The following is a 26,226-nucleotide window of genomic DNA, read 5'->3' as shown; positions in this document are numbered from 1 at the left end:
TCAGGACTCCTTGTAGGTGCGGGGAGCGGTGGTGGAGGGCGGCAGCGAGCCGTTGAACCGGGTGTCGGTGAACTCGGCGAAGTCGACGCGGCGCGGAATGAGCTTCAGGTCCGCGAAGGTGTCGACGATGCGCTGCTCGGAGGCGATGGCGGCGCGGTCCACGGCGACGGGGACGCGGGTGCCGTTGGTGCGCTTGACGGCGTCGAGCGCCACCTCGTACGGCAGCCCTGTGTCCTTCGCCCAGACCTTCGCCCACGCCTCGGGGTGCTCGAAGACCCAGTCCTGGGCCTTGCGCAGCCGCCGCAGATAGTCGTCGATCGCCTTCGACTTCTCCTTGTCCTGGAGCGCGCCGGGCGCGGCGACCTGGAAGCTGAGCCCGTTGACCAGGCCCTCGCCGTCGGTGAGCACCCGTGCCTTGCCGCCGCGCAGGACCTGGGAGGTGTACGGGTCCCACACCGCCCAGGCGTCCACCTTGCCGGCGCTGAAGGCCGCGAGCGCGTCAGCGGGCTGGAGGTACTTGACGTGTACGTCCTCGAGCGTCAGGCCGGCCTTCTTGAGGGACGCGATGAGCTGGTAGTGCGCGGACGAGCCCTGCGCCACCGCGACGGACCTGCCCTTGAGGTCGGCGGTGCCGCGCAGCTTCGAGTCCTTCGGTACGGCGATCACCTCGCCGTGCGCGGTGCCGTGGGTCGCCGCCACCACGGAGATCCTGGAGCCCGCGCCCGCGGCGAACACGGGAGGCGTGTTGCCGACCGCGCCGATGTCGACGGCCTTGGCGTTCACCGCTTCGAGGAGCGGCGGCCCGGACGTGAACGTGGACCACTTGATCTTGTACGTGAGGTCGTCGAGCTCTCCCGCGGCCCGCAGGACCGCCTCCGAACCGCCCTTCTGGTCGCCGATGTCGAGGGTGAGGGACCCCTTTCCGTCGGTGGTGCCACCGCCGAGGCCACCACTGGAGGAATGGGCGGAGGAGGTCCCCGCGCAAGCGGCGAGCGGCAGGGCCAGGGGGAGGAGCAGCAGGGGGACGAGGCGTCGGCGTGAGCGGCGAGGCATGGGCACGGATCCGTTCTCGGGGATGTCGGGTGCGGCTCTTGCGGAGTGCGGGGGTGGCGGGCGGTGGACGGTGGAGGGCGGGACGGCGGTGTCAGGCCGCGTGGGCCTCGGTGCCGGGGGAGGCGACGGCCGGTGCCTCCACCCCGAGGCGTTCGAGCAGTCCCGCACGGAGCGCGGCGAACCGCGGGTCGGCGATGTCACGGGGCCGCGGCAGGTCGATCCGCTGCTCGTGGGCGATGACCCCCTCGTCCATGACGAGGACGCGGTCGGCGAGCAGCACCGCCTCCTCCACGTCGTGCGTGACGAGCAGCACGGCGCAGCCGCGGCGCTGCCACAACTCGTCGACCAGGCGCTGGGCCTTGACCCGGGTCAGCGCGTCCAGGGCGCCGAACGGCTCGTCGAGGAGCAGCAGATCCGGTTCGCGCACCAGCGCGCGGGCCAGCGACGCACGCTGGGCCTCGCCCCCGGACAGGGTCTTGGGCCAGGCCTGCGCGCGGTGGCCGAGCCCGACCTCCGCGAGGGCCTGCTCCGCGCGGGCCCGCTCCGGCTTGCCGGGCAGCCCGAGCAGGACATTGCGCCACACCCGCTTCCAGGGCATGAGGCGGGGCGCCTGGAACGCCACGGCCTTGCGGCGCGGGACGAGGACGGTGCCCTCGATGTCGCGGTCGAGCCCGGCGAGGACGCGCAGCAGGGTGGACTTGCCGCAGCCGCTGCGGCCGAGCAGGGCGACGAACTCCCCGGCGCGCACGTCCAGGTGGAGGCGGTCGATGACCGGCCGGCCGTCGAAGGCGCGGGTGAGGCCGTCCACGCGTACGGCGGTGGCGGTCTCGCGGGGGTGTCCGGCGGCGTCGGGCCCCGAGGGGTTGCCGGTCACCGGCCGGTGAACGTCGGTCGCCATTGCAGGAGCAGCCTTTCGAGAGTGCGGACCACGAAGTCGGCGAGCAGGCCGAGGAAGGCGTAGACGATCAGGCAGACGACGATGACGTCGGTCCGCAGGAAGTCCCGTGCCTGGACCATCAGGAAGCCGATGCCGGAGTCGGCGTTGATCTGTTCGGCGAAGACGAGGGCGAGCCAGGCGATGCCCAGGGAGTACCGCAGTCCGGTCATGGCGCCGGGGAGCGCGCCGGGCAGGATCACCTGCCGGACCAGGCCCCACCGGGACAGACCGAGGGACTCCCCGGCCTCGATGAGCTGGGAGTCGACGCCGCGGATGCCCGCGTACACGTTCAGATAGAGCGGGAACGACACACCGAGCGTGATGACGGCGATCTTGGGTGTCTCGCCGATGCCGAACCAGAGGATGAACAGCGGGATGAGCCCCACGAACGGCACCGTCCGCAGCATCTGCACGCTGGCGTCGACCAGGTCCTCACCGACGCGGAAGAGACCGGAGACGAGCGCGAGCCCGGTGCCGACGAGGGTGCCGAGCAGCAGCCCGACGGCGACGCGCTGCAGCGACACGCCCATGGCGGTGGTCAGCGAACCGTCCTCGATCAGGTCCCCCGCGACACGGGCGATGGTCCCGGGCGGCGCGAGCACGTCGGGGGCGAGGACCCCGGTGGCGCTGAGGAGTTGCCACAGGCCGAGCAGCAGGACGGGTCCCGTGGTGCGGCGCAGCCAGCGGGGGACGCGGGTCCGGCGCGACGAGGACGCGACCAGGGCAACGAGGTCGGGGGCGGGCGGAGGCGCAGGCGAGGTGGTCTTTTCCAGTGATATGTCGGGTGTGGTGGATGGCGGTGGGGCATGACTGATGCTCATGGCGCTCCAGGGCAGGGCGGGGTGCGTGCGGTACGCGGTACGCGTTACGCGTTACGCGTTACGCGTTACGCGGAGAGTGACTCGGCGCCGCTCGGCGCACGCGGCGCGAGAGGGGTGCTCAGCGTGGGGGAAACGCTTCAGTGCCCGGCACGGCGTGACGGAGCACCGGGGCACGGCGGAAAACGGCCCGGAGGATGCACCGCCGAAGGAGGCACCGGAGGAAGCGGGGGAGGAGAAGGAGGCGCGTCAGCAGCCGCGGCGACACGCGGAGGAGGCCACCCGCAGCAGGTCGATGTGACCGCGCGAAGTGAGCAGAGCTGAACGCAACATGCGCCGAAACGTAGCGATCTCGTCCGCGTACGGTCAACGGTGTCTCGATCGGCGGACATCCCGTATCGCTGAATGGGACCACCGCTCCGCTGCGCGGAGTCGCCGGATCGCCGGACCGGATCGCTGGACCGGAGCAGCACCGGATCGCCGGACCGGTGCAGGACCGGATCGCCGGACCGGTGCAGGACCGGATCGCCGGAACGGGCAAGGACCGAACGCTGCGCACATGCAGGACCGAGCCGCCGGACCGGTGCAGGCTGGTGCAGGATGGGAGACATGAACGACACGTCAGGTGCCTTCACCACCCGGATCCTGAACGTCCAGAGCGGCTCCGCGGAGACGGTCGTGGACCTCACCCACGAGTGCGAGAGCTTTCTGCGCGACGCGGCCCGTGGACGCGACGGTCTGCTCAACGTCTTCGTCCCGCACGCCACAGCCGGCGTCGCCGTCCTGGAGACCGGCGCGGGCAGCGACTCCGACCTCCTCGCCGCGCTGCACACCCTGCTGCCCGCCGACGACCGCTGGCAGCACCGCCACGGCAGCCCCGGCCACGGCCGCGACCATGTGCTGCCCGCCCTGATCGCCCCGCACGCGACGCTGCCGGTGATCGGCGGCGCCCTGGAGCTAGGCACCTGGCAGTCGGTGTGCCTGGTCGACACGAACAAGGACAACCCGGACCGCCAGGTGCGCCTCAGCTTCCTCGGCTGACTCGCCGCGGCCCTCCGCCCGCCGCGTGCCGCAGGACCGCGCGGGCGATCTCGTCGTTGCGCCGGAAGAAGCCCGCGTCGGTGTCCGCGTGCGGGAACTGCTCGGGGCCCGCGAGGTACCAGGTGCCCTGGGCGCGCCCTGCCGCGTCGACGGGGTGCCCGTCACGCACGCGTACGGCCCCGGTGGCGCGGGGGCGGCCGGAGGCGTCGGGGGCCGTCTCCTCGCTGATGTGGCCGGCCGTGAGGAGCCGGCGCAGCAAGGGGTCGGCGGTGCGGGCGAGATCGGGGTCGGGCAGTCGGGCGTCGAGCAGGATCCGGGCCGTGTACGAGGCTCGCACGCGCGGGCTCGACGCGCGGAAGACGGCGCGGGCCGCTGCGGCGTGCGCCGCAGCGGTGCGGGCCTCCCCGGCCCGAGCGTCCACGTCGTGGGCCACCTCGGTGTGATCGTCCACGTCGTGGGCCACCCCCGCGTGTCCGGCCTCCGCGGTCACGGTCGTGCCGGGGCCGGTGAAGGTGACGACGCCCGCCTCGCTGAGCGCGATGAGCTGCTCCATCCGCAGTGGCGGCGGGCCGCTGCTCAGGAAGGCACCGACGGAGAAGCGGCGCAGCGCGGCGGCGGCGGCCGCGGGCGGGAGTTCGCCCCCGTTGTACAGCTCCCCGAGGACACCGCCGACCGTGCCGAGCGCGCGGACCACGGCCACGTGCGCGCTGTGCCGAGGATCGCGCCGCCGCCGCACGCTGTCGCGCAGGTGCGCGCGCACCCGCTGTTGCAGCGCGAGCGGACCCACGCGGCGGAGCCCCGCGAGCGGATCGGTGAGGTGGTCGGGGTCGAAGTGGTCGTCGGGGTCGGGGACGGCGGCGCGCACGAGCTTGGCGGCCCGGTCGTCGTGCCACGCGAAGTGCTCGTACTGCGCGGCGAACGCGGCCCGGTCCATGCGGGTGCGTTCGGGGTGGGCCGTGAACAGCTCGTGGTAGTACGCCCGGCACAGCTCCTGGAGGGCGAGGGGCCACACGTCGCGGTCGAAGTCGAATCCGGGCCGGCGCAGCAGCGCGCGGCAGGCCGCGGCGGTGAGGTGGCGCGGGGGCGGAGCGGGCGCGGTGAGGTCGTGGGCGGGTTTGGGGTACGGGGGGACGCCGCGGCGCGAGCCCGCGTACAGCAGGGGTTCCCGGCCCGAGGGGCGGTAGTGGAGACGGCCGTCGTGGCGGGAGCGCGCGAAGCGGCCGCCGCGGCCCTCGGTGAGCAGCAGCAGACAGTCGACGAAGACCAGGCCGAGGCCGCGGACGACGACGGGGGCGCCGTCGGGTATCCGGCCGAGTTCGGCCTCGTCGGCACGCGCGGGGCCGATGCGCACGAGGCCATGGGGGCGGTCGGTCTCGACGTCCGTGTGGCCCTGGGCGAGGACGAGTTGGGGCGCGGGCACCGCGAGGCCGCCGTCGAGGACCACGCACTGGTGGGCCGCGCCCGGGTGGCGCACGTCCACGGCGGTGGCGCGGTGCACGTGCAGACGCAGGTTCGGAGGCAGCCGGGCACGTACGAGATGGAAAAACTCCTGCAAATATCGGCCCTGCGCGGGGCGTGAGGCGTACCGGTCGTCGTGCAGCGGCCCGCGCCCGCTCTCCCGGAGCCAGCGTCCCGTGGTGGGCCCCGGACGGGCGGGCCCGGCGCAGCGTACGGAGGTGCCGGGGAACATCGTCACCTGCTCGGCGGCGGAGTTCATCCACAGCAGTTCGCTCTGCGTCGTCCGCCAGGTACGGCCGGAGCCCGGGGGAAACGGGTCCACGAGATGGATCGCGAATTCCCGGTCGCCAAGGATCTCCGGCGCATTGGCCGCGATGCGTTCCAGGACCGATGTGCCGCGCGGGCCCGCCCCGATGATGCACACGGCTGCCCGCGGAACGCTGCGATCCTCGTTCATGACCTCTCCCACCGGAGCGACGATCTGACGGCACGACGGGGCACGGCCGAGAACACGCCCTTCCTCTTGTGTCCCTCGCGACCGCTCATTACTGTTTCTTTACTGACCGCTCGAATCGCATCATGATGAGCCGTCGCCGGGGGAGACAGCACGATGCCGAATACGCGACATCCCACTTCCGACACCCATGGTCCGCAAGAGAAGTTGACCGTCGACGACCGGGCCCGCACCCGAAGGTCCTCGCTTTCCCTGCCCGAGTATCTGCCATTGGAACACTGGAAAACCATCGGTGAGCAGATCTTCGCGATTAACGACTCGTCCGCGTGGTGGCTGGGAGACTGGCTCGTGTTCGGCCAGCAGAGCTATCCGAATCGCTATCGCGACGCGATCGAGCAGACCTCGCTCGACTATCAGACCTTGCGCAACTACGCCTGGATCGCCCGTAAGTTCCCGCCGTCCCGCCGGCGGGACGGACTGAGTCTGCAACACCACGCCGAGGTCGCCGCGCTGCCCGCGGAGGAGCAGGACCGCTGGCTGGAGCGGGCCGAGATGCTCGCCTGGTCCCGCAATGAGCTGCGACGACACCTGCGGGTCGCGCGCGGCGGGCGGGCCGTCGCGGTGGCCACGGAGGACGTACAGGTGACCGCGTCCGCCGAACAGTGCGACCGCTGGGAGAAGGCCGCGCAGCACATGGCGAGCGACCTCAACGACTGGATGATCAGAAAAGTCGACGAGGCCGCCGCCACCGCGCTCGGCCCCGAAGCCGTCGACGACGCGGACCGTTCCGCTCTTCCCGATCCGTCCGTAGCCTCTGAGTGATTCAGCTCGCCCGGCCGTTTTCACGGAGGAGAGGGACATGCCGGAGTCTGCCGTGTGCCGCATCTGCGGCGGTGAGGTCACCGCTTTCATGGACTTCGGCGAACAGCCGGTGTCGGACTGTTTCCTGCCGCCCGGATCGACGGCACCGGAACATTTCTACCGGCTGGTCGTCGGTGCTTGTTCCGCGTGCACGATGGTCCAACTCCTGCACGAGGTGGCGCGTGCGCGCATGTTCCACGAGGATTACCCCTACCATTCCTCGGGCTCCGCCCATATGCGGGAACACTTCCGGCGGGTCGCCGAACACTTCCTCGCGACGGAACTCACCGCGGACGACGCGTTCATCGTCGAACTCGGCTGCAATGACGGCGTCATGCTGAGGACGATCGCGGAAGCCGGTGTCCGGCATCTGGGCGTGGAACCGTCGGGTTCGGTCGCCGACATCACCGCGGCACGCGGAATCCGGGTGCGGAAGGACTTCTTCGAGGAGGCCACCGCGCGGTCGATCCTCGCCGAGGACGGCAGGGCCGCGGTGATCTACGCCGCCAACACCCTGTGCCACATCCCGTACATGGGCTCCGTGCTCGACGGCGTACGGGAACTCCTCGCCCCGGACGGGGTGTTCGTCTTCGAGGACCCGTACTTCGCCGACATCGTGCGGCAGACGTCGTTCGACCAGATCTATGACGAGCACTTCTACTACTTCACCGCCCGCTCGGTGGCGGCGATGGCGCGCGGCCACGGACTCGAACTCGTCGACGTCGAGCGCCTGCCCGTGCACGGCGGCGAAGTGCGCTACACCCTCGTCCGTGAGGGCGTCCGCGAGCGCTCCGCGGCCGTGGGCGACCTGCTGGCCGCCGAGGAGGCCGCCGAGCTGACCGCCCGCCCCACCCTGGAGGCGTTCGCCGACCGTGTCCGCACGGCACGCGCCGACCTGACCGGGCTCCTGCGCGACCTGAGGGCCCGGGGCGAGGAGGTCGTCGGCTACGGAGCCACCGCCAAGAGCGCCACCGTGCTCAACTACTGCGGCATCGGCCCCGACCTGATCGCGTACGTCACCGACAGCACGCCCGCCAAGCAGGGGCGGCTCACCCCCGGATCCCACATCCCCGTCGTGCCGCCCCAGCGCTTCGCCGACGCCCGTCCGCGCTACGCGGTGCTGTTCGCGTGGAACCACGCGGAGGAGATCATGGCGAAGGAGGAGGCGTTCCGCGCGGCGGGCGGACGCTGGATCCGGTATGTGCCCGGGGTACGGGTGGACTGAGCACGCCCCGCGGGCGGGGCGGGCCCGGCACCGTGCAGGGCTCAGCCCCGCAGGCGGCGCAGGACCAGTACCGCGTTGTGGCCGCCGAAGCCGAACGAGTGGCTGACACCGAGGTCCACGTCGTGTTCCTGGGCGGTGTGCGCGACGAAGTTCAGCGCCGGATCCTCCGGGTCGTCGCAGTTGAGGGTGGGCGGCACGGCACCCGTGCGCAGGACCTCCGTGACGACGGCGGCCTCGACCGCGCCGCCCGCCGCCAGCATGTGCCCGGTCATGCTCTTCGTCGAGCTCACCGGGACGCGCGGGGCGTGGTCGCCGTACACCTGGCGGATCGCGGTGAGTTCCGTGTCGTCGTTGAGGCGGGTGCCGGTGCCGTGCGCGTTGATGTAGCCGACGTCCGCCGGTGCGGCGCGGGCGGCCGCGAGGGCGGCCCGCATCGCGCGTGCAGCCTGGCCCGCGTCGGGCGCGGGGGCCGTGAGGTGGTGGGCGTCGGTGGTGGACGCGTAGCCCGCCACCTCGGCGAGGGCGGTGGCGCCGCGGCGGCGGGCGTGCGCGGCGCTCTCCAGGACCAGGACCCCGGCGCCCGCGCCCATGACGAAGCCGTCCCTGCCCCGGTCGAAGGGGCGGCTCGCGGCCGCCGGGTCCCCGGTCCTGCGCGAGAGCACCCGGGCCCGCGCGGCGGCCGCGAGTTCGAGGCGGTCGAAGGCGTCCATGCCGCCTGCCACCGCCACGTCGGCGCGGCCCTCGCGGATCCAGGCCGCGGCCTCCCCGACGCACACCGTCCCGGTGGCGCAGGCGGCGACCAGTTCGGCGGACGGGCCGCGGCAGCCGAGTTCCAGGCAGACCTCCGCCGCCGAGCTGATGCCCATCGTGGGGAACACCTGCGGGCCGACCGCGGCGTAGCCCTCGTCGCGCATGGCCATGGCGTTGCGGGACGCCACACGCGTGGAGCCGATGATGGAGCCCACGGCGACACCCACCCGCGGTGCGAGGACCTCGTCGATCTCGATGTCCGCCTCCCGCAGCGCCATGCGGGCCGCGGCGACGACGGCCTGGACGGTCCAGTCGGTGCGCCGGACGACGTGCCGGGCGATGTGGTCCTCCGGTACGAAGCCGGGGACCTCGCCGCCGATGCGGACCGGCAGGTCCTGGACGTCGAAGCCGGTGATGTCGCCGATGCCGCTCCTGCCCGCGAGCAGGGCCGCCCAGGTGTCGGGCCAGTTCGGTGCGAGCGGTGAGACCACGCCGCGGCCGGTGACGACGACGCGCCGGTCCGGTGCGCTCCCGTCCTCCGCGGTGGCTGCTTCCGTGGTCGGCACTTCCGCGTTCGCAGCTTCCGCGTTCGGCACTGCTGCGTTCGGCACTGCTGCGTTCGCTGCTTGCGCGTACGTGTCTTCCCGGTGTCGGGGTGCGGTGGTCATGAGGCCTGCCTTCGGTCGTTCTTCGTCCGGTGGCGGTCGGCGAGACGGATGAGGTGCGGTACGGCTTCGGCGGGGCTCGGCATGGCGTGCAGGTCGGCACGCAGGCGCCGGGCGCCCTCGGTGAAGGAGGCATCCGTGAGCATCCGCAGGACCTCGCGGGCGACCCGTTCGCCGGTCGCCTCAGCCACCGGCAGGTCCACCCCGGCCCCGTACCGGGACACCCCGCGGGCGAGCCAGATCGCGTCGAGCTGTTCCGCGACGGCGAGTTGGGGCACCGCGTGCAGCGAGGTCGTCCCGATCGTGCCGAAGCCGCCGTGGTGGACCATCACCGCGCACGTCGGCGCCAACGCCGCGAGCGGCACGAACTCCTCCACCCGCACCCGCCCCGCCACCGCCCCCAACTCCCCACGGATCCCGTCCGCCCCCGCCACCGCCGCCACGACCTCCACATCCAGTTCCGCCAGCGCCCTGAGGATCTCCACCACCGACACCGCGTACCCGGCCAGCCGCTCCATCGCACTGAGCCCCAGCGTGAACCCCACCCGGGGCCGCACCGGCGCCTCCCACAACCATCGCGGCACCACCGACACACCGTTGTAGACGCCGTAGCGGACCGGTACGTAGTTGATCGACGTGTCGAGCCGGAAGGGCGCGGGCAGCAGGTCCGCCGTGAACTGCCCGGTCGTCAGCTCCTCGTCGAAACCCACTCCGAACCGCCCCGCACACGCCTCCAGCCACTCACCCAACGGGTCGTCACCGGGCCGGGCAGCAACCGCCGTTCCAGCACCCTCCTCGGCCAGCAGCCGCACGAACTGCTCCCGCACCCGCCCGAAGAAATCCACCCCCCACGTCAACCGGCCGTGCGCCGCACCACACGCCCGCGCCGCCACCGCCCCCGCGAAAGTCCCCGGCTCCCACACCACCAGATCAGGCCGCCACCACCGGCACAGACCCACCAGATCATCCACCATCGGCTCATTCACCAACCGGAACCACCACGGCACCACATCCGCGTAACCCGACCGCAGATACGACAACGACAACGACTCACCCGCCACGTCCGCCACATCGAACGGCGGCAGATCGCTGCCGCCGAAGCGGCTGCGGAACTCCGGGCGCAGGGTGAGCAGCCGCCCCATGGCGTGGTCGCGGCCGACGGGCACGGCGGTCAGCCCGGCCCGGGTGATCTCCGGGACCAGCTCCGGCTGACTCGCCACCCGCACCTCGTGACCGGCCGCCGCGAAGGCCCTTGCCAGCGGGACCTGGATGAAGAGGTGGGTCTTCTCCGCGTAGAGGACGAAAAGGATCCGGCTCACGCCGCATCGTTCTCCCGGCCGCTGGTGGCGACGAACGCGGCGAAGGCGTCGAAGTCGCCGCCCGCGAAGTCGTGCAGCTCCTCCAGGATCACCACGTCGAACTTGTCCTCCAGGTACAGCACGAGCTGCACCATCGTGAAGGAGTCGATGTCGTACATCTCCGCGCCCTCCGTGGCGCCCTCCTCGCGCGCGTAGTACTGATCCATGAAGGTCTGGATCTCCTGCCTGACGGCTGCTGCCCGGTCCATCTCCGTGGGCCCCTTCTGTGTCGGGTCGTGCTCGAACGGGTGGGTTCAGTGGGATTTCGCGGCCAGGGCGGCCGCTACCGGGCTGCCGCCGTGCTTGAGCGGCTGCCACCAGTCGCGGTGGTCCGTGTACCAGCGCACGGTGTCGAGCAGCCCCTCGCGGAAGGCGACGCGCGGTCGGTGGCCGAGCTCCTCGCGGATCTTCCGGCAGTCGATCGAGTAGCGCTGGTCGTGGCCCTTGCGGTCCTCGGTGAAACGCACCCGGGACCAGTCGGCGCCGAGGGACTCCAGGAGCAGTCCGGTGAGGGCGGCGTTGGAGATCTCCGTGCCGCCGCCCACGTTGTACGACTCGCCGGGCCGGCCCGCGTCGGCGATCAGGGCGATGCCCCGGCAGTGGTCGTCGACGTGGATCCACTCGCGCACCTGTGAGCCGTCGCCGTACAGCGGCACGGTCAGACCGTCCAGGAGGTTGGTGACGAAGAGCGGGATCAGCTTCTCGGGAAACTGGCGGGGGCCGTAGGTGTTGGAGGCGCGGGCGGTGCAGACCGGCAGGCCGTACGTCCGGTGGAAGGACCGGGCGATCAGTTCCGCCGACGCCTTCGACGCCGCGTAGGGCGAGTTGGGGCGCAGCGGGAAGTCCTCGGCCCAGGAGGCCGTCTCGGTCTCGCCGTACACCTCGTCCGTGGAGACGAGCACGAAGCGGCCGACGCGGGCGTCCCGCGCGGCACGCAGCAGTTCGTAGGTGCCGACGATGTTGCTGGAGACGAACGCGTCCCCGTCGAGGAGCGAGCGGTCCACGTGGGACTCCGCGGCGAAGTGGACCACGGTCGCCGTGCCCGCCACCGCCCGCTCCACGGCGTCACGGTCGCAGATGTCGGCCCGTACGAAGCGCAGCCGCGGATGGTCGAGGACCCCGGCGAGACTGCTCAGGTTGCCCGCGTACGTCAGCTTGTCCAGGACCGTGATCTCGGCGTCCTCGAAGCCCGCGTACGCGCCCGCGAGCATGCGCCGTACGAAGGTCGACCCGATGAATCCGGCGCCGCCGGTCACCAGTACCCGCATGTGCAGCCTCCCCCTCGCCGGTCACGCCATGGATGCCGCGACATCGCAGACGTACCGTCCGTAACCCGAATGGCCCATGGCCAGGCCCAGTTCGTGGCACTGCGCGGCGCTGATGAACCCCATCCGCAGCGCGATCTCCTCGACGCAGGCCACCCGTACGCCCTGGCGGTCCATCAGGACCTGGACGTACTGGCTGGCGTCGAGCAGGGACCGGAACGTGCCTGCGTCGAGCCAGGTGAAGCCCCGCCCCAAAGGCACGAGACGGGCGCGGTGGGCCTCCAGATAGAGCTTGTTGACATCCGTGATCTCCAGTTCGCCGCGGTGTGACGGCCGCAGCCCGCGGGCCAGCTCCACGACGTCGCTGTCATAGAAATAGAGTCCCGTGATGGCATTGTTGGACACCGGGCGGGACGGCTTCTCCTCGATTCCGATCAGATTTCCCTGGGCATCGGTCTCGGCGACCGCGTAGCGTTCGGGATCGGCCACCGGATAACCGAAGAGCGTACATCCTCCGGTCTTCTCCCGGGCCTCACGCAAAAGATCCTGAAAACCTGCCCCGTGGAACAGGTTGTCGCCGAGTATAAGCGCGGAGCGCTCGTTCCCGACATGCTTCGCGCCCATGATGTAGGCATCCGCGATACCGCGCGGCTCGGGCTGTTCCGCATAGCTGAGATTCATTCCGAGCCGTGCTCCGTCGCCCAGCAGCCCGCGCATGGCGGGCATGGACGCGGGTGCGGCGATGATCAGTACGTCCCGGATCCCGGCCAGCATCAGAACGGAAAGAGGGTAGAAGATCATGGGCTTGTCGTAGATCGGAAGCAGTTGTTTCGAGGTGCCGGCCGTTATCGGCAGCAGGCGACTGCCCGTGCCTCCCGCGAGCACTATCCCTTTCACCTTTCCTCCCGTTGGGTCATGCTGTGCATCGGATTATGGCGGCCGCCTTGCAGAACCGCGGCGCACCCTGCGCGATATTCGGAGGACGGGCACATGCGGATCCTTTTCACTGCCTATGCCGTGCGCACGCATTTCTTCAGCATGGTCTCGCTGGCACACGCCCTGGACACGGCCGGTCACGAGGTGCGGGTGGCGAGTCAGCCGGAGCTGGTCCCGGAGATCACCCGGGCCGGGCTGACCGCCGTGGCGGTCGGCCGCGACCACCAGTTGTGGCGGGTCCTGAGGTCCCGCCACGGCGACGCGCGCTGGTCGGCGCTGCCGCCGTTCGATGTGGCGGACGTGGCGGGTGAGTCGTTGTCGTTGTCGTATCTGCGGTCGGGTTACGCGGATGTGGTGCCGTGGTGGTTCCGGTTGGTGAACGAGCCGATGGTGGATGATCTGGTGGGTCTGTGCCGGTGGTGGCGGCCTGATCTGGTGGTGTGGGAGCCGGGGACTTTCGCGGGGGCGGTGGCGGCGCGGGCTTGTGGTGCGGCGCACGGCCGGTTGACGTGGGGGGTGGATTTCTTCGGGCGGGTGCGGGAGCAGTTCGTGCGGCTGCTGGCCGAGGAGGGTGTCTCAACAGCTGTTGCTGCCGGGTCCGGTGGCGATCCGTTGGGTGAGTGGCTGGAGGCGTGTGCGGGGCGCTTCGGAGTGGGCTTCGACGAGGAGCTGACGACCGGGCAGTTCACGGTCGACCAACTGCCCGAGGCGTTCCGGCTGCGGACCGAAGTCGCCTGCATGCCGATGCGGTTCGGTGTGTACAACGGTGTGTCGGTGGTGCCGCGGTGGTTGTGGGAGGCGCCGGTGCGGCCCCGGGTGGGGTTCACGCTGGGGCTCAGTGCGATGGAGCGGCTGGCCGGGTACGCGGTGTCGGTGGTGGAAATCCTCAGGGCGCTGGCGGAGCTGGATGTGGAGGTCGTGGCGGCGGTGGCGGGGGCGGACGGGATCCGTGGGGAGTTGGGGGCGGTGGCGGGGCGGGTGCGGGTGGAGGAGTTCGTGCCGCTCGCGGCGTTGGCGCCGACGTGCGCGGTGATGGTCCACCACGGCGGCTTCGGCACGATCGGGACGACCTCGCTGCACGCGGTGCCCCAACTCGCCGTCGCCGAGGAGATCGACGCCCCGATCCTGGCGAGGGGCCTGGCCGCGTACGGGGCCGGGGTGGACGTGCCGGTGGCTGAGGCGACCGGCGAACGGGTCGCCCGCGAGGTCCTGCGGATGCTCACGGATGCCTCCTTCACCGAGGGCGCCCGGCGCCTGCGTGCCGACATGCACGCCATGCCGAGCGCCGCCGATGTCGTCCCCGCGCTCGTCCGGCTGACCGAACGGCACGGGGGCGGCATGGGAAGGGAGTGAGTACGGTGCGGTGAGTGGGGGGTTCCCGGACCCGGGAACCCCCCACCGGCGCCGGGTCAGTCGGCCCGGCTGGTGGCCGCGGTGGACTGCCGCTGCGGCCCTCTCGGTCCGGGTGCGGTGTCCCGACGGGTCAGCAGTTCACGCTGCCCGTGCTGCCGAGCAGCTCGTCGTCGAGGGTCGACGTCTCCAGCTCCTGGAGCTCCAGAACGTTCATGCGGTGTCACCTCCTTCCTGACGGTCGTGGGGACCGGCGGTGGACGTCCGCCGGAAGTGTCGTCTCCGTCGTGGCGTACGGCAGCTGCGGCGCCGCCCCACGGCGTCCTGGTGGGTCCCGTCGGCGCTCGGGTCGGTGACCGCGCTCGCATCAGTGGCCGCGCTCGGGTCGCCGCCCCGTGACCGGGTCAGCAACCCACGCTGCCGGTGCTGCCGAGCAGCTCGTCGTCGAGGGTCGACGTCTCCAGCTCCTGGAGCTCCAGAACGTTCATGCGGTGTCACCCCCCTCCGGGCCATCGCCGCGGAACCGGCGGCGGTCGTCCGCCGGAAGCGTGGGCGCCGCCGCACGGCGCAGGAACGGCAGCGGGGGCGGCCCGTCGGCCGTGACGTACGCCAGGGCCGCGAGCACTCCCGCGTTGCCGGTCGCCAGATCCATGGAGAGCCGCAGCCCGCCCTGCCCGGGGAACGCCACGTGCCCGCGGTGGGCCAGGGCGTGCCAGTCGAGGGCGCGCAGATGCTCGGCCACGGCGTCGGCCGCGGGCTCGTTGACAGCGGGCTCGCCGGCCGCGTCGGCCGCTGACTCGTCGGACGCGTCGGCCGCGGGCAGGTGCCGCCGCAGCGCGTGCGCCGCCGCCAGCAGTCCGGCCCGCCCGTTGAACAGCTGGCTCTCGACGGTGAGCGGCGCGCGCGTCGCGAGGGCGAGGCCCGGCAGCGCGTCCCGGAGCCGGGCGTCGTCCGTGTGGTCGCACAGCAGGTCGGCCACGATGCCGATGCCCACCGACCCGACGTCGAGATAGGGCAGCGAGCGGAAGCCGCCGTCGACGTGCAGCGCGCCCTCCTCGCGCGGGACGCACAGATCCAGGTCGCGGTGCACGGCGCGCAGCGCGTGCCGCAGGTACGCGTCCTCGCCCGTGGCCTCGTACATCCGCAGCAGGAACAGGCCCACGCCGGACCACCCGCGCAGCAGGCCGCCCTGGGTGCCGGGCGTGGTACGGGCCCGGTCGACGCCGTGCGGCCCGCCGTCGTCGAGGGCGGCGGTGACGCGCGTCGCCAGCTCGTGGGCGTCCTTGAGCCAGGGGTGCTCCGGGTCGCCCGCCGCGAAGTGCAGCAGGTTGAGGCCGACGCCCGCGAGGCCGCCGTACAGCGACACGTCGGTCGCCTGCTCGACACCGGGGCGGGCGCGGTCGACCAGATCCAAAGCCGCGTCGTGGTGCCCGAGGTGGTGGAGCACATGGGCGACGCCGTGGGCGCCGTCGTGGAAGCCGGGCCGGACGTGGTCGGCGCGGGCCGCCCGCAGCAGCCACTCCTCGTACGCGGTGTCGCGTTCGCCGCCCGCCACGGACAGGGCCCACAGCACGCCCGCCGCGCCGTGGGCGAAGGCGCCGGGCGCCTCGGTGAACTGGCTCGGGTCGCCGGGGAAGAGCCGGTCGTCGCGGTCGGGCGTGGCGGCGGCGTGGACGGCGCGCGCCATGGACGCACGGACGGCCGCCCAGGCGGCGGAGTCGTCGGGGTGGTTGTCGAGCGGGACGTCGGCGACCGCGGCCACGCGGCTCGGTGTCACCGGTGTGTCCGGGCGGCCGTCGCGCGACTTCCTTCCGCCACCCGGTCCCGGCACCTCGCCCGGTTCCGGCGCCCCGCCCGGCTCCGGCTCGCCCGGCTCTGCCAGTGACGCCGTGACCGACGCGGCGAAGCCGACAGGCAGCGGGAATCGGTGTGCCGCCACGGCGGCGAAGTGCCCCGCCTTGTCGGGGCACATGCCGAGCGACGTCACGAGGGGCAGGTACAGCCACAGGCGCAGCACCGCCAGGGCGTGTTCGTCGACGGCAGTGCCGGTCTTGCGGCGCGCGGTGAACCCCGGGTAGCCGAGCGTGGGGCGGGTGTCCTCGCCGACGGGGAAGGCCATCTCGAAGTCGACGAGCCGCACCCTCGGGGCGACGTCGACCGCGTCGTCCCGCTCGCCGGAGTCCTCCTCCTCGCCGGAGTCCCCCTCCTCCACCAGCACGTTGCCCGGGTGCACATCGCCGTACACGAACCCCGCGGCGTGCACGCGCCGCACCAGCGCGGCGACTTCGGCGTGCAGGGCCTCCGCGCGCCGGACGTAGTCGCGCAGGCCTTCGGGGGAGTGCGCGGCCCAGTTGATCAGCGGATGGTGCCGCACCATCCAGCGCTGGAGCGGGATGCCGTCCAGGTGCTCCATCGCCAGCATGCCGTGGCCGCCGAAGTCGAACAGCTCGTGGGCGCGCGGGACACCGGGGACGGCGGCGAGCCGGTCGAGCACGTCCTTCTCGTGCGCGAGGCGCGCCGTGGCGTCGCGGCCCGCGCCGTCCCGGCCGGTGTGCGGCCGCGCCTCCTTGAGGACCACGCGGCGGCCGTCGTCGCGGCGCACCGCCGCGTACACGCCACCGGCGTGGGAGAAGTGCAGCGCCTGCCGCACCTCGTAGCCGAACTCACCGCTCGGGGCCGAACGCCGGTCGATGTGCGGACGCAGGAACTCCGGCACCGGCACGCCCTCGGGCAGCTCGAACACGGGCCGCCTGCGGTCCGGCACCAGGCGTCCGCCGGCTCCGGCGCGGGCGAGCACGAGCCCGCCGTCGTCCGTCCAGCACCAGCGCTCACGGAAGGCGCCGTACCTGAAGTGGACGGGTCCCTCCCCCCAGCGGCAGTCGGTGAGGACGTACGGTCCCGCGCTGCCCGCGAGGCTCCGGTCGAGGGCGCGTGCGCAGCTCTCGAAGGCGTCCTCGTCACGCGGGTAGACGGCGATGAACTTGCCGCCCGCGGGACGCGGGGCGTACTTGGAGTTCATGGCGTCGAGCAGGGCCCGGCCGCGCAGGTGCTTGAAGGCCACGCGGTCCCGCAGGCAGTGCTCGGCGACGGTGTCCAGGACCTGAGCGGCGTTGTCGTACGTCGCCGAGACATGGATCTTCCAGCCCTGGTCGGGCTCGGCGGACCGCTCGTGGCGGTACATGTCCCAGACGCGGGCGGCCGTGTGCCGCCAGCCGTCGGGAAGCGGTGCGAAGGCGGCAGGCACCAGGTGCTCGGCGGCTACGGACCGCGCCGGGGTCTCGAAGAACACCGGGTCCGTCAGGGTGTAGATGGACCAGTCCACGGACACGGAACACCTCCGGCGGAATTCCTGGGATCGGCGGGCCGCCGCGGTCGTGCGGCCGTCGTGGTGATCGCCTCGTGGAGGTTTCGATCAGAACTGGTTCGTTGGGAACTGGTTCGCTCCGAGATGGTTCGCGCAGAGCTGGTTCGATCAGGAAAGGTCGATCAGGAAAGGTCGATCAAGGAAGAACGAGGGGAGCGAACTCCCAGTTCATTCCGCGAAGGGCGTGAGTGCCGTTGCCGGAGCCCGCCTGAGATATTCCGCGAGCGACTTCCGGGCCGTGCTCTTCGATTCGCTGGCCGTGTCGAACCAGGCTTGCGGTCCGGGACCGCCCTCCCATTCGCCGCGGACGAACAACGCCTCGTACTCATGGCGTAGCATGGACCACATGGCCACGTCGTGATATTCGCCGTCGAAGAACTTGCGTTCCCTGAGGACGCCTTCGAGGACGAAGAACCGCGTGCGCATCACCATCCGCAGCATCGGTTCGTTGAAGAGGCCCACCCAGAACTGCAGCCGGTGCGCGCCCAGATCCTCGAAGAGGTGTTCCACGACGAGGCCGAAGCCCTCGGCGCCATAGCCGCGCGCCCAGCGGCCGCTGCTCCCGATGGCGCCGCTGAGCTCGAACGTCGTGTCCCTGGCGGCCCCGACGCGGTGGAACTTGACCATGCCGAGACGCTCGCCGTCCAGGGCACGGATCGTGCAGAAGCGCGCCCCTGACGCGGCGTCGGCCCGCAGTCCGTCCACGGTGACCCGCTCGGCGACGTCGCCGGTCAGTGCGGCGACATCACCGTCGGGGCGCAGCCATTCGGTGAATTGCTCGTAATCGGCGGCGGTCGCCGCCGCGAGCTCCACACGGCGACCGACGCGAAGGGGATTGCTCGTCCCCGGCGTCTCGGGCGTCTCGATGGTCATGAATTCCTGCTTTCCCGGTGAGTGCTGCCATCGTTGCCCCGGGTCCGACGGCCGTCAACCATCCGCACGGATTCCGTTTCGCCGGCCGCCTCTCCGGGTGCCTCCGGGTGCGGTTGCGTGTTTGCGGGTGCCTCCGTATGCCGGGGGCCCCGCGCTTTGTCTCGCCGGCGGGACGCGCCGGTGTCACACTGCTGTCGATTCTCCGTACGGAATCCAGGGGATCGACGGAATCGAAGGAATCGACGAGGGGGCGCTGTGCTCACACATTCCCGCGATCTGTATCTGGACCTCATGAAGAAGGTCGTCGCCAACACCATCTACCAGGACAACGCGCACGGCTGGGTGCGCGACAAGGATTTCGACGCCGGACTGCCCGGCATCGAGTACAGCGCGGAACTCAGGTCCGGCGGCCGGGACATACCCCGTGTGGCGCACACGATGATCGGCGGGAAGCGCCTCGACAACGTGCACGCCTGCGTAGAGCGGGTCCTCATGGACGACGTCCCCGGCGACCTCATCGAGACGGGGGTCTGGCGGGGCGGGGCCACCATCTTCATGCGGGCGATCCTCAAGGCGTACGACGTGAAGGACCGCACGGTCTGGGTCGCCGACTCCTTCGAGGGCATCCCCAAGGGGGACCCGGAGAAGTATCCGGGCGACGACCTCGCGCCGCTGTACCGCTTCAACGACGTCTTCGGCGTCTCGCAGGACACCGTGCGCGAGAACTTCCGCCGCTACGACCTCCTGGACGACCAAGTGCGGTTCCTTGCGGGCTGGTTCCGCGACTCGCTGCCCGGCGCCCCCGTGGAGCGGCTCGCCGTGCTCCGCATGGACGGCGACCTGTTCGAGTCCACGACGGACGCCCTGGTGCACCTCTACCCGAAGCTGTCGATCGGCGGCTATGTGATCGTCGACGACTACCGCGCGCTGCCTCCCTGCCGGGTCGCCGTCTACCAGTACCGCAAGGAGCACGGCATCACCGACCCCATCGAGGAGATCGACGGGGTCGGTGTCTACTGGCGGCGCACCCGCTGAACACGTCTTTCAAGGCGCGGCGTACGGACACGCCTCTCAGGGGCGCGGCGATGCGAAGTCCCCGGCCAGGTAGCGCCGTCTGCACAGACCGCGCTGGATCTTCCCGCTCGTCGTCCGCGGCAGCGTCCCCCTGCGGACGACGACCACGTCGTGGACGGCGAGCCCGTGCTGACGGCTCACGGTCTGCCGGACGCGCTCCGCGAGGGACGCCCGGTCGGGCGCCGGCAGGACCGTCATCGCCGTGTCGGCCTCCATCAGGACGACGAGGCGCGCCGTCGGATCGCCCGCCACGCCGACGGCCGTCGCCGCGACCGGCGCCACCGACTCGACCGTGGCCTCGATGTCCTCCGGATAGTGGTTGCGGCCCCGGACGATGATGACGTCGTCCAAGCGCCCGACGACGTAGAGCCCGCCCTCGTGCCGGAAGCCCCAGTCGCCGGTCCGCAGCCAGCCGTCGGCGAACACCCGCGCCGTCCGCTCCGGTGCCTCCCAGTACCCGTCCGTGCGGTTGGGGCCGCTGACACGGATCTCGCCGACCCGCCCCGGGGCCTCCTCGCCGGTCGCCGGGTCGACGATCCGCACGGACACCCCGGGCACCGGCGTGCCGTTGCTCACCAGGCGCACGGAGTCCGGCCCCGGCGGTACGGGCAGCACCCGGCCCGCGGTGAGGGCCGCACGGTCGAAGTGCCGGCTCAGCGCGCCGGTGCCGTTGGGCGTCATCGTCACGGACAGCGTGGCCTCCGCCAGGCCGTAGCACGGCACCGGTGCGCGCGGGTCGAGCCCCGCTCCCGCGAAGGCCTCCACGAACGCCGCCACCGCCTGCGCGTGCACCGGCTCGCCGCCGATGGCGAGGGCGCGCAGCCGGCTGAGGTCCAGCGTCGCCGCCTCCTCGGCTCCGACGCGGCGCACGCAGTGGGTGAGACCGAAGTTGGGGGTGACCGTCCAGTCGGCGCGATAGTCGGACAGCGCCCGCAGCCAGCGGTGGGGGCGGTGCAGGAAGCCCATCGGACTGAGGTGCACCATGTGCATGCCCGCGCTGAGGGGGCTCGCGACGGCGCAGATCAGACCCATGTCGTGGAACAGCGGCACCCAGGACACGGCCGTGCGCGCCGGCATGAAGCGCGAGCGCATCTGGTGGGCCGCCGCGGCCAGGTTCGCCTGGGTGACCCGCACCCCCGCGGGCGCCCCGGTGGAACCCGACGTGTACTGGAGGTACGCCACGTCGTCGGGGGCCGCGGGCGGCCGCCGCCACTTCTGCGCCCGGTGCGTGGGGGCTTCGTCCACATGCAGTACGGGACCGTACCTGCGGCCCGTGCCGTCCAGGGCCGCGCGCACCGCGGACCGCACGGGTGCCGTCGTCAGGACGCAGCCGGGCGTGCTGTCCCGCAGGACCGCACGCAGCCGCGTCTGGCTGCGGAACAGCTCCGGCGCGTACAGCGGCACCGCGATCACGCCCGCGTACAGACAGCCGAGGAACGCGGTCACATAGTGCTCGTCGTGCGGGCACAGGACCGCCGCCCTCGTCCCGGGCGGGCACGTCGCCTGCAACTCGGCCGCGACCGCGCGGGCCCGCTCGTCCACCTCCCGGTACGTCAGCGTCACGACGGTCTCGGTGCGCCGGGTCCGGCCGCGCACCCGGCGGTCGCCGAGCACCGTCAGGGCGGGCGCGTCGCCGCGCTCGACGGCGAACCGGCGCACCGTGTCGGCCAGGTACTCCAGGCCGACAGGGGCGGGCCCGAGCGTGTCGAGTACGAAGCCGGTGGCCGACGCGTCCCCGGGGGCGGAACCGGTGGCCGACGCGTGCGCGGACACGGAGCCGGTGGCCGACGCGTCCCCGGTGCGGGTCGTGCCCGCGCTCATGGGCGGAATACTCATGGGCCCTCTCCCAGGATGTCGTTCGCGCGGACGGTGGTCGCCGCGGGCTCGGACACGGGCAGCAGCATCTGCGTGGCGGCGAGTTCGCGGTACAGGGCGTCCTCGCTCAGGAGCTCCTCATGGGTGCCGACGGCCCGGATGCGGCCGCCGTCCATCACCACGATCCGGTCGGCCATGCTGACCGTGGAGAGCCGGTGCGCGACCACCACGACGGTGGTCTGCGCCGTGATGCCGGTGATGACTTCGCGGAGCGCGTTCTCGTTGCGGGCGTCGAGCTGCGAGGTGACCTCGTCCAGGAGCAGCAGCCGGGGGCGGCGCAGCAGCGCGCGGGCCACGGCGACGCGCTGGCGCTCACCGCCCGACAGCTTGGTGCCCCGGTGGCCGACCTCGGTGTCGAGGCCGTGCGGAAGCCGGTCGACGAGTCCGTCGAGCCGGGCCTGCCCGACGACGCGGCGCAGCTCGCCCTCCTCGACGTACGGCATGCCGATGCACAGGTTGTCGCGGATGGTGCCGGCGAGGACCGGCGCGTCCTGCTCGACGTAGCCGATGGCGCCGCGCAGCTCGCCGAGGTCGAGGTCGCGGATGTCCCGGCCGTCCAGGCGCACCGTGCCGCCCTGCGGCTCGTAGAACCGCTCGATCAGGGAGAACACCGTGGACTTCCCGGCCCCGGAGGGCCCCACGAAGGCGGTCATGCCGGCGGCGGGCACCTCGAAGCTGATGCCGTGGTGCACCACCGGCCCCTCGCCCGGGTAGCGGAACACGACGTCCTCGAACGTGACCGAGGCGGGCACCGGAGCGTCCCGTCCGGCCGCCGCCGCGTCCCGTCCGGGCACCGGCCGCACCGGCGCCGGGCTGTACGGCTCGGTCCGCAGCCGCAGCAGCTCGCCGACCCGGGACATCGCGGCGGCGACCACGTTGAACCGGATCATCGCGGTGACGAGCGCGCCCAGCGGCGGCACGAGGTAGAAGAGGTAGAGCAGGAAGGCGATCAGGCTGCCCAGGCTCATCGCGTCGGACGCGACACGGGCACCGCCGACACCGAGGACGGCGAGGAACGCCACCTGGATGGTCACGGTGATGAAGGCGCCGACGAGGGAGTCGAGCCGCGCCACCTTGAGACTGTGCTGCCAGGCGTGGCGCGCGCCCCGCTCGGCGATCTCCGCCTCGGCCTCCTCCGCGCCGGACGCCTTGATGGTGCGGAAGGTGCCGAGCGCCCGTTCCAGGGCGGTGCTGAGTTCGGCCACGCCCTCCTGGGCGCGCCGGGCGGCGTTCTCCAGCTGGGGCAGCCCGGTGGCGACGAGCACGCCGCCGAGCAGCACGACGGCCAGCGTCGTCAGGAGCAGCACCCAGTCCATGAAGCCCATCAGGACGAGGATCGCCACCAGCATCACCGAGCCGTTGACGGTCTCCACGATCGCGGTCGTCACGGCGCTGCGCATCAGGGTGGTGTCGGCGGTGGCCCGCGACATCAGGTCGCCGGGCGGGATCTTGTCCGTCTCGGACACCCGCAGCCACAGCACCCGCCGGATGACCTCGCGGCGCGTGCTGAGGACGACCGACTCGGAGACCCGCATCAGGATGAACGTCCCGATGGCGCCCACCACGGCCGACACGAGCACCAGGGCGGTCAGGGCGATCAGCGCCGACATGACCGGCGTGCGCGACTCCAGGTTCTCCACCACGGACTTGGCGATCACCGGCTGGATCAGACCGGAGAAGCCGCCGAGCAGGGACAGGCCGCCGCCGACCAGGATGAGCCTGCGCTGCGGCCGCAGATAGCGGAGCATGTCGCGCCAGGCCTCGGCCCGCAGGATCGCGGGCCGTCCCGTCTCCGCGGGCGGTTCGGGGCCGTGCTCCTCGCGTGCGTCCGGCTCGCGGGCCGCCTCAGGCACCGTACCCAGCATCTGCGCTCTCCTCCTCCTGCTCGATGAGCTCCGCGGACCGGTGCGCGAGGACGTCGCGGGCCGCCCGCACCTCGGGGGCCAGCGGCCGGTCGGCGGCGAGCGCCGGTGAGACGGCGGCCAGTTCGGCCCAGGCGCCCGGCTCGGCGGCGGCCCCCGAGAGCGCCGCGTACTGCGCGAGCGCGACGCCCAGCGAACCCACGACGAGCCAGGCCTGCTCGACGGCGTCACTCACGGCGTTCGCGCCGTTGAGCGCCATCGGCACATGGTCCTGGTTCAGGCCGTTGCTGGGCAGCGCGGTCAGGCCCGACGGATAGACGAGCTGGCGGATGCGGGCGACGAACGAGGTGGCGCTGAGCTGTACCCCGGCGAGTCCGCTGCCGCTGCCGGGCGTCGGCGTGAGCATGGGCGGCAGACCGCCGTTGGTCTCGGGCAGGCACAGCAGGGCCAGTTGACGCTCGGCGAGGAAAGCGATCTGTTGCAGGCACAGGCCGATCTGGTCCGACGCCAGGCCCACCGGCATCGCGTGGAAGTTGCCGGCGTGCAGGAACTCGCCCTCGTAGTAGACCGGGTTGTCGGTGCAGCCGACCGCCTCGCGGACCAGGATGTCCTCCAGGACGGACAGCTGGTCGACGACGGCACCGATCACCTGAGGCGCACACCGCAGGCTGTACGGCTCCTGCAAGGGGCGTGCCGGAGCACGGCGGTGGCCGTCCGGCAGGTCCTCTCTGATCCACCGGGCGGCGACCGACTGCCCCGTCTGGCCGCGGACATGACCAACCCCCGGGTGGTACGCCTGCGGGCTCGCGCCGAGCAGGGTGACCGCCCGCGCGGTGAGCGCGGCGACCGCGCGGGCCAGGCGCAGCACCTCGCGGTGGTTCAGCAGGGTGACGGCGAGGCTCACGCTGGTGCCGTTGACGAAGGAAAGGGCCTGCCGGGCCCGCCACGCCACCGGCCGGGCACCGAGGGCGGCGAGGACGTCGGCGGCCGGGCGCACCCGCCACTCGCCCGCGTCGTCGCGCGCCCATGCCTCGCCCTGTCCGGCGAGGGCGAGCGCCGCGTGCGCGAGGGGTTGCAGGTCGCCGCTCGCGCTGACCGTGCCGTCCCGGGGGATCACCGGGGTGAAGCCCCGGTTCCACAACTCGGCGACACCGTCCCAGAACTCGGGCGCCACGGCCGAGTGGCCGAGCCGCATGCTGGTGAGCCGGATCCACACCACCAGCCGGCACGCCCGCGGGGACAGAGGCCGCCCCTGCCCGCTGCCGAGGTGGGCGATGAGCCCGCTGCCCTGCACCGTGTCCGAGGCGGCTGCCGCGTACTCGACCAGGGGGCCGAAGCCGCGCGTGACCCCGTACACCTGCTCCTCGTCCACGAGGGCCCGCGCGAGCCGGTCGGCGCCCGCCCGCATGCGCTCCGCCTCCAGGGGGCTGCACGGGCGCAGCCGGGCATCGTGGCGGGCCTGGCGCAGGATGTCCGCCAGACGTTCCTTCGGCGACTCGGCTACGTCGGTGATCATGTGGCGGCTCCTGCGTCGGCGGGGCTTGCGGGGTGGGTGCGGGGCGGCGGTCCCGTCCCGGCGCGGTCCGTGCGGTCCGTGCGGTCCGTGCGGTCCGTTAGGTCGGTTCGGTCCGTTCGGTCGGTGCGGTCGGTGCGGTCGGTGCGGTCCGTTCGGTCGGTTCGGTCCGTGCGAACCGAACGGACCGTGCCGGTCGTGTCGGCCGTGCGGTCGATGAGGTCCACCACGTGCACCTGGCGCGGCTGGACGGTGAGGTCGTGGGCCGCGACGAGCGCGCGGACGCGGGCCCGGTCGAGGCGGCTGCCCGGCGAGGGGACGACGTACAGCTCCAGGTGCTCGCCGCTGAGCGCGTCGGCGACGGGCAGGCACGCGAGGTCGGCGCAGTCGACGACGGCACGCAGCGCACGTTCGAGGGCGCCGAGGTCCACCCGGCGGCCGTTGATCTTCACGATGCGTCCGTGCCGGCCGGTGAACCGGAACCCGCGGGCCCCGCAGGGCTGTACGAGGTCGTCGGTCTGCCACCGGCCGAGCGGCGCGTGCCCCGGCCTTGCGGCGAGCCGGGGGCTGCGGACCGTCAGGGGGACGGAGCGGTCCGGGCGGCCGGGGCGGTCGGGACGGTCGCCGGGGTCGGCGCTGGGCACGCCGGAGCCGGTGCCGAGTCGGTCGGCGGTGGTGTCGATTCCTTCGGCGGTGGTGCCGGGGCCGTCGCCGGTGGTGCCGGGGCCGCAGGTGGTGGAGCCGGGGGCGCGGGCGGTGGAGCCGGGGTCGCGGGCGGTGGCGTCCTTGAAGCCGGTCCCGGGCGCGCCGAAGTCGAGTTCGACGTCGTCGAACAGCTCCCACGGCGGCTCGTCGGGCCCCCACCGCCGCCAGGCGATGCCGCCCGTCTCCGTGGACCCGAACACCTCCCGCACCGACACCCGCCCTGCGCCCGCCTCCTGGACGAAGTCACGCGCGGCGGAGGGCAGCATCGCGGTGCTGTGGAGGACGGCGACGTGCTCGCGGGCGTCGACCCACGGGCGTTTGCGGCGCAGCGCCGAGAACGCCCACGGCACCGCGATCACCGCCCAGCGGCCGCCGGGCGAGGGCGGCAGGGCGCCGAAGTACTGCGGCCGGTACCAGACGGGGATCCGCAGCCTGGCCGGCACGAGCAGGGTGGCGAGTGCCCCGTACACATGCCGGGGCGGCGCGAACGACAGGACCGCTTCGGGGCGTTCGGGCCGCAGCAGGTCGGCCAGCATGCCCGCCTCGGACCAGAGCTGGTCGCGGGTGCGCCGCCAGCACTCGCTGGGCCCCGTCGTGCCGGACGTGTGGAAGTCCAGGGCGGGCGGGAGGAGCCGGCGCACCAGGTCCCCGGGGTCCTCCGCGCCCCCCGGGTCCCTGTCGAGCAGGTCCCACCGCACCAGCCAGGGGCGGTCGTTGACGCGGGGGTCCGCGGGGCCCGCGGCCAGGAGCTCACGCGGGGTCAGTTCGGGGTGCTCGGGACGGCTCACC

At 72.5% G+C, this 26,226-nt stretch carries 21 protein-coding genes; 5 read left to right on the top strand and 16 right to left on the bottom strand.

Annotated elements, in window-relative coordinates; translation table 11 throughout:
* From GPA10_RS13735 to GPA10_RS44030, 4 genes are all read right to left on the bottom strand, one after another.
* Positions 1-1,053 (bottom strand): ABC transporter substrate-binding protein, encoded by a 1,053-nt coding sequence (locus GPA10_RS13735; protein ID WP_157165743.1) that lies wholly within the window; start codon positions 1,051-1,053, stop codon positions 1-3.
* 91 nt (positions 1,054-1,144) lie between these two features.
* Positions 1,145-1,951 (bottom strand): ABC transporter ATP-binding protein, encoded by an 807-nt coding sequence (locus GPA10_RS13730; protein ID WP_157165742.1) that lies wholly within the window; start codon positions 1,949-1,951, stop codon positions 1,145-1,147.
* Positions 1,924-2,811 (bottom strand): ABC transporter permease, encoded by an 888-nt coding sequence (locus GPA10_RS13725; RefSeq protein ID WP_157165741.1) that lies wholly within the window; start codon positions 2,809-2,811, stop codon positions 1,924-1,926. Before GPA10_RS13725 ends, GPA10_RS13730 begins: the two co-directional genes overlap by 28 nt.
* Before the next feature lie 246 nt (positions 2,812-3,057).
* The gene (locus GPA10_RS44030; RefSeq protein ID WP_350892797.1) at positions 3,058-3,141 is read right to left on the bottom strand and encodes a putative leader peptide; all 84 of its coding nucleotides are present in this window, start codon (positions 3,139-3,141) and stop codon (positions 3,058-3,060) included.
* A 276-nt stretch (positions 3,142-3,417) separates the two neighbouring features.
* On the opposite strand from GPA10_RS44030, the gene GPA10_RS13720 reads away from it, so the two are divergent.
* Positions 3,418-3,849, top strand: a complete 432-nt coding sequence (locus GPA10_RS13720; RefSeq protein ID WP_058850581.1) for a YjbQ family protein — start codon at positions 3,418-3,420, stop codon at positions 3,847-3,849.
* On the opposite strand, the gene GPA10_RS13715 is transcribed toward GPA10_RS13720, so the two are convergent.
* Positions 3,833-5,764 carry an FAD/NAD(P)-binding protein gene (locus GPA10_RS13715; protein ID WP_157165740.1) on the bottom strand — a complete coding sequence of 644 codons (1,932 nt, stop codon included), beginning with the start codon at positions 5,762-5,764 and terminating at the stop codon, positions 3,833-3,835. The two genes, GPA10_RS13720 and GPA10_RS13715, sit on opposite strands and share 17 nt — an antisense overlap.
* 204 nt (positions 5,765-5,968) lie before the next feature.
* Here GPA10_RS13715 and GPA10_RS13710 point away from each other — a divergent pair, with 204 nt between their 5' ends.
* Both GPA10_RS13710 and GPA10_RS13705 read left to right on the top strand, forming a co-directional pair.
* On the top strand, positions 5,969-6,583 hold the full coding sequence (locus GPA10_RS13710; protein ID WP_058850583.1) for an LmbU family transcriptional regulator: 615 nt from the start codon (positions 5,969-5,971) through the stop codon (positions 6,581-6,583).
* A gap of 37 nt (positions 6,584-6,620) precedes the next feature.
* Entirely contained in the window at positions 6,621-7,847 is a 1,227-nt protein-coding gene (locus tag GPA10_RS13705; RefSeq protein WP_157165739.1) for a class I SAM-dependent methyltransferase, read from the top strand.
* Between the two features lie 41 nt (positions 7,848-7,888).
* Here GPA10_RS13705 and GPA10_RS13700 read toward each other — a convergent pair whose 3' ends face one another.
* The 5 genes from GPA10_RS13700 to rfbA form a co-directional block, all read right to left on the bottom strand.
* Complete coding sequence (locus tag GPA10_RS13700; RefSeq protein ID WP_198351592.1) at positions 7,889-9,163, bottom strand: beta-ketoacyl-ACP synthase II; 1,275 nt, start codon at positions 9,161-9,163, stop codon at positions 7,889-7,891.
* Positions 9,164-9,261: 98 nt separating this feature from the next.
* Positions 9,262-10,581: an activator-dependent family glycosyltransferase gene (locus tag GPA10_RS13695; protein WP_198351591.1), complete on the bottom strand. Its 1,320-nt coding sequence runs from the start codon at positions 10,579-10,581 to the stop codon at positions 9,262-9,264.
* Positions 10,578-10,829 (bottom strand): hypothetical protein, encoded by a 252-nt coding sequence (locus tag GPA10_RS41705; protein WP_058850588.1) that lies wholly within the window; start codon positions 10,827-10,829, stop codon positions 10,578-10,580. The genes GPA10_RS13695 and GPA10_RS41705 overlap by 4 nt, the downstream gene beginning before the upstream one ends.
* Before the next feature lie 45 nt (positions 10,830-10,874).
* Complete coding sequence (gene rfbB / locus GPA10_RS13690) at positions 10,875-11,888, bottom strand: dTDP-glucose 4,6-dehydratase (protein ID WP_157165737.1); 1,014 nt, start codon at positions 11,886-11,888, stop codon at positions 10,875-10,877.
* A gap of 21 nt (positions 11,889-11,909) precedes the next feature.
* Positions 11,910-12,782: a glucose-1-phosphate thymidylyltransferase RfbA gene (rfbA, locus tag GPA10_RS13685; protein WP_343040787.1), complete on the bottom strand. Its 873-nt coding sequence runs from the start codon at positions 12,780-12,782 to the stop codon at positions 11,910-11,912.
* Between the two features lie 93 nt (positions 12,783-12,875).
* Here rfbA and GPA10_RS13680 point away from each other — a divergent pair, with 93 nt between their 5' ends.
* Complete coding sequence (locus GPA10_RS13680) at positions 12,876-14,174, top strand: activator-dependent family glycosyltransferase (RefSeq protein ID WP_157165736.1); 1,299 nt, start codon at positions 12,876-12,878, stop codon at positions 14,172-14,174.
* A gap of 481 nt (positions 14,175-14,655) precedes the next feature.
* Here the strand turns inward: GPA10_RS13680 and lanKC are convergent, their stop codons facing one another.
* Together lanKC and GPA10_RS13670 are read right to left on the bottom strand one after the other, a co-directional pair.
* A complete protein-coding gene (lanKC, locus tag GPA10_RS13675) occupies positions 14,656-17,493 on the bottom strand; it encodes a class III lanthionine synthetase LanKC (protein WP_157165735.1) in 2,838 nt (945 codons plus the stop codon).
* Positions 17,494-17,703: 210 nt separating this feature from the next.
* Positions 17,704-18,408 (bottom strand): GNAT family N-acetyltransferase, encoded by a 705-nt coding sequence (locus GPA10_RS13670; RefSeq protein WP_157165734.1) that lies wholly within the window; start codon positions 18,406-18,408, stop codon positions 17,704-17,706.
* 255 nt (positions 18,409-18,663) lie between these two features.
* On the opposite strand from GPA10_RS13670, the gene GPA10_RS13665 reads away from it, so the two are divergent.
* A complete protein-coding gene (locus tag GPA10_RS13665) occupies positions 18,664-19,443 on the top strand; it encodes a TylF/MycF family methyltransferase (protein WP_343040786.1) in 780 nt (259 codons plus the stop codon).
* A 36-nt stretch (positions 19,444-19,479) separates the two neighbouring features.
* On the opposite strand, the gene GPA10_RS13660 is transcribed toward GPA10_RS13665, so the two are convergent.
* From GPA10_RS13660 to GPA10_RS13645, 4 genes are read right to left on the bottom strand one after another with little or no spacing between them, the layout of a single operon-like run.
* Positions 19,480-21,318, bottom strand: a complete 1,839-nt coding sequence (locus GPA10_RS13660; RefSeq protein WP_157165733.1) for a fatty acyl-AMP ligase — start codon at positions 21,316-21,318, stop codon at positions 19,480-19,482.
* Positions 21,315-23,222 (bottom strand): ABC transporter ATP-binding protein, encoded by a 1,908-nt coding sequence (locus tag GPA10_RS13655; RefSeq protein ID WP_157165732.1) that lies wholly within the window; start codon positions 23,220-23,222, stop codon positions 21,315-21,317. The genes GPA10_RS13660 and GPA10_RS13655 overlap by 4 nt, the downstream gene beginning before the upstream one ends.
* Positions 23,203-24,735 (bottom strand): aromatic amino acid ammonia-lyase, encoded by a 1,533-nt coding sequence (locus GPA10_RS13650; protein ID WP_157165731.1) that lies wholly within the window; start codon positions 24,733-24,735, stop codon positions 23,203-23,205. Before GPA10_RS13650 ends, GPA10_RS13655 begins: the two co-directional genes overlap by 20 nt.
* Entirely contained in the window at positions 24,732-26,225 is a 1,494-nt protein-coding gene (locus GPA10_RS13645) for a class I adenylate-forming enzyme family protein (RefSeq protein ID WP_157165730.1), read from the bottom strand. Before GPA10_RS13645 ends, GPA10_RS13650 begins: the two co-directional genes overlap by 4 nt.
* Position 26,226 lies beyond the last annotated feature (1 nt).

Origin of the sequence: Streptomyces typhae, from assembly GCF_009755605.1 — a bacterium.
GTDB classification, from domain to species: domain Bacteria; phylum Actinomycetota; class Actinomycetes; order Streptomycetales; family Streptomycetaceae; genus Streptomyces; species Streptomyces typhae.
The sequence above is the reverse complement of the archived record's forward strand: the minus strand, read 5'-3'. Positions and strand labels throughout refer to the sequence as shown.

Coding starts and splice junctions, on each gene's coding strand:
- GPA10_RS13725 (WP_157165741.1), bottom strand. CDS start 2,811: ATGAGCATCAGTCATGCCCCACCGCCATCCACCACACCCGACATATCA.
- GPA10_RS13715 (WP_157165740.1), bottom strand. CDS start 5,764: ATGAACGAGGATCGCAGCGTTCCGCGGGCAGCCGTGTGCATCATCGGG.
- GPA10_RS13720 (WP_058850581.1), top strand. CDS start 3,418: ATGAACGACACGTCAGGTGCCTTCACCACCCGGATCCTGAACGTCCAG.
- GPA10_RS13735 (WP_157165743.1), bottom strand. CDS start 1,053: ATGCCTCGCCGCTCACGCCGACGCCTCGTCCCCCTGCTGCTCCTCCCC.
- GPA10_RS13730 (WP_157165742.1), bottom strand. CDS start 1,951: ATGGCGACCGACGTTCACCGGCCGGTGACCGGCAACCCCTCGGGGCCC.
- GPA10_RS13650 (WP_157165731.1), bottom strand. CDS start 24,735: ATGATCACCGACGTAGCCGAGTCGCCGAAGGAACGTCTGGCGGACATC.
- GPA10_RS13705 (WP_157165739.1), top strand. CDS start 6,621: ATGCCGGAGTCTGCCGTGTGCCGCATCTGCGGCGGTGAGGTCACCGCT.
- GPA10_RS41705 (WP_058850588.1), bottom strand. CDS start 10,829: ATGGACCGGGCAGCAGCCGTCAGGCAGGAGATCCAGACCTTCATGGAT.
- rfbB (WP_157165737.1), bottom strand. CDS start 11,888: ATGCGGGTACTGGTGACCGGCGGCGCCGGATTCATCGGGTCGACCTTC.
- GPA10_RS13655 (WP_157165732.1), bottom strand. CDS start 23,222: ATGCTGGGTACGGTGCCTGAGGCGGCCCGCGAGCCGGACGCACGCGAG.
- GPA10_RS13670 (WP_157165734.1), bottom strand. CDS start 18,408: ATGACCATCGAGACGCCCGAGACGCCGGGGACGAGCAATCCCCTTCGC.
- GPA10_RS13660 (WP_157165733.1), bottom strand. CDS start 21,318: ATGAGTATTCCGCCCATGAGCGCGGGCACGACCCGCACCGGGGACGCG.
- GPA10_RS44030 (WP_350892797.1), bottom strand. CDS start 3,141: ATGTTGCGTTCAGCTCTGCTCACTTCGCGCGGTCACATCGACCTGCTG.
- GPA10_RS13680 (WP_157165736.1), top strand. CDS start 12,876: ATGCGGATCCTTTTCACTGCCTATGCCGTGCGCACGCATTTCTTCAGC.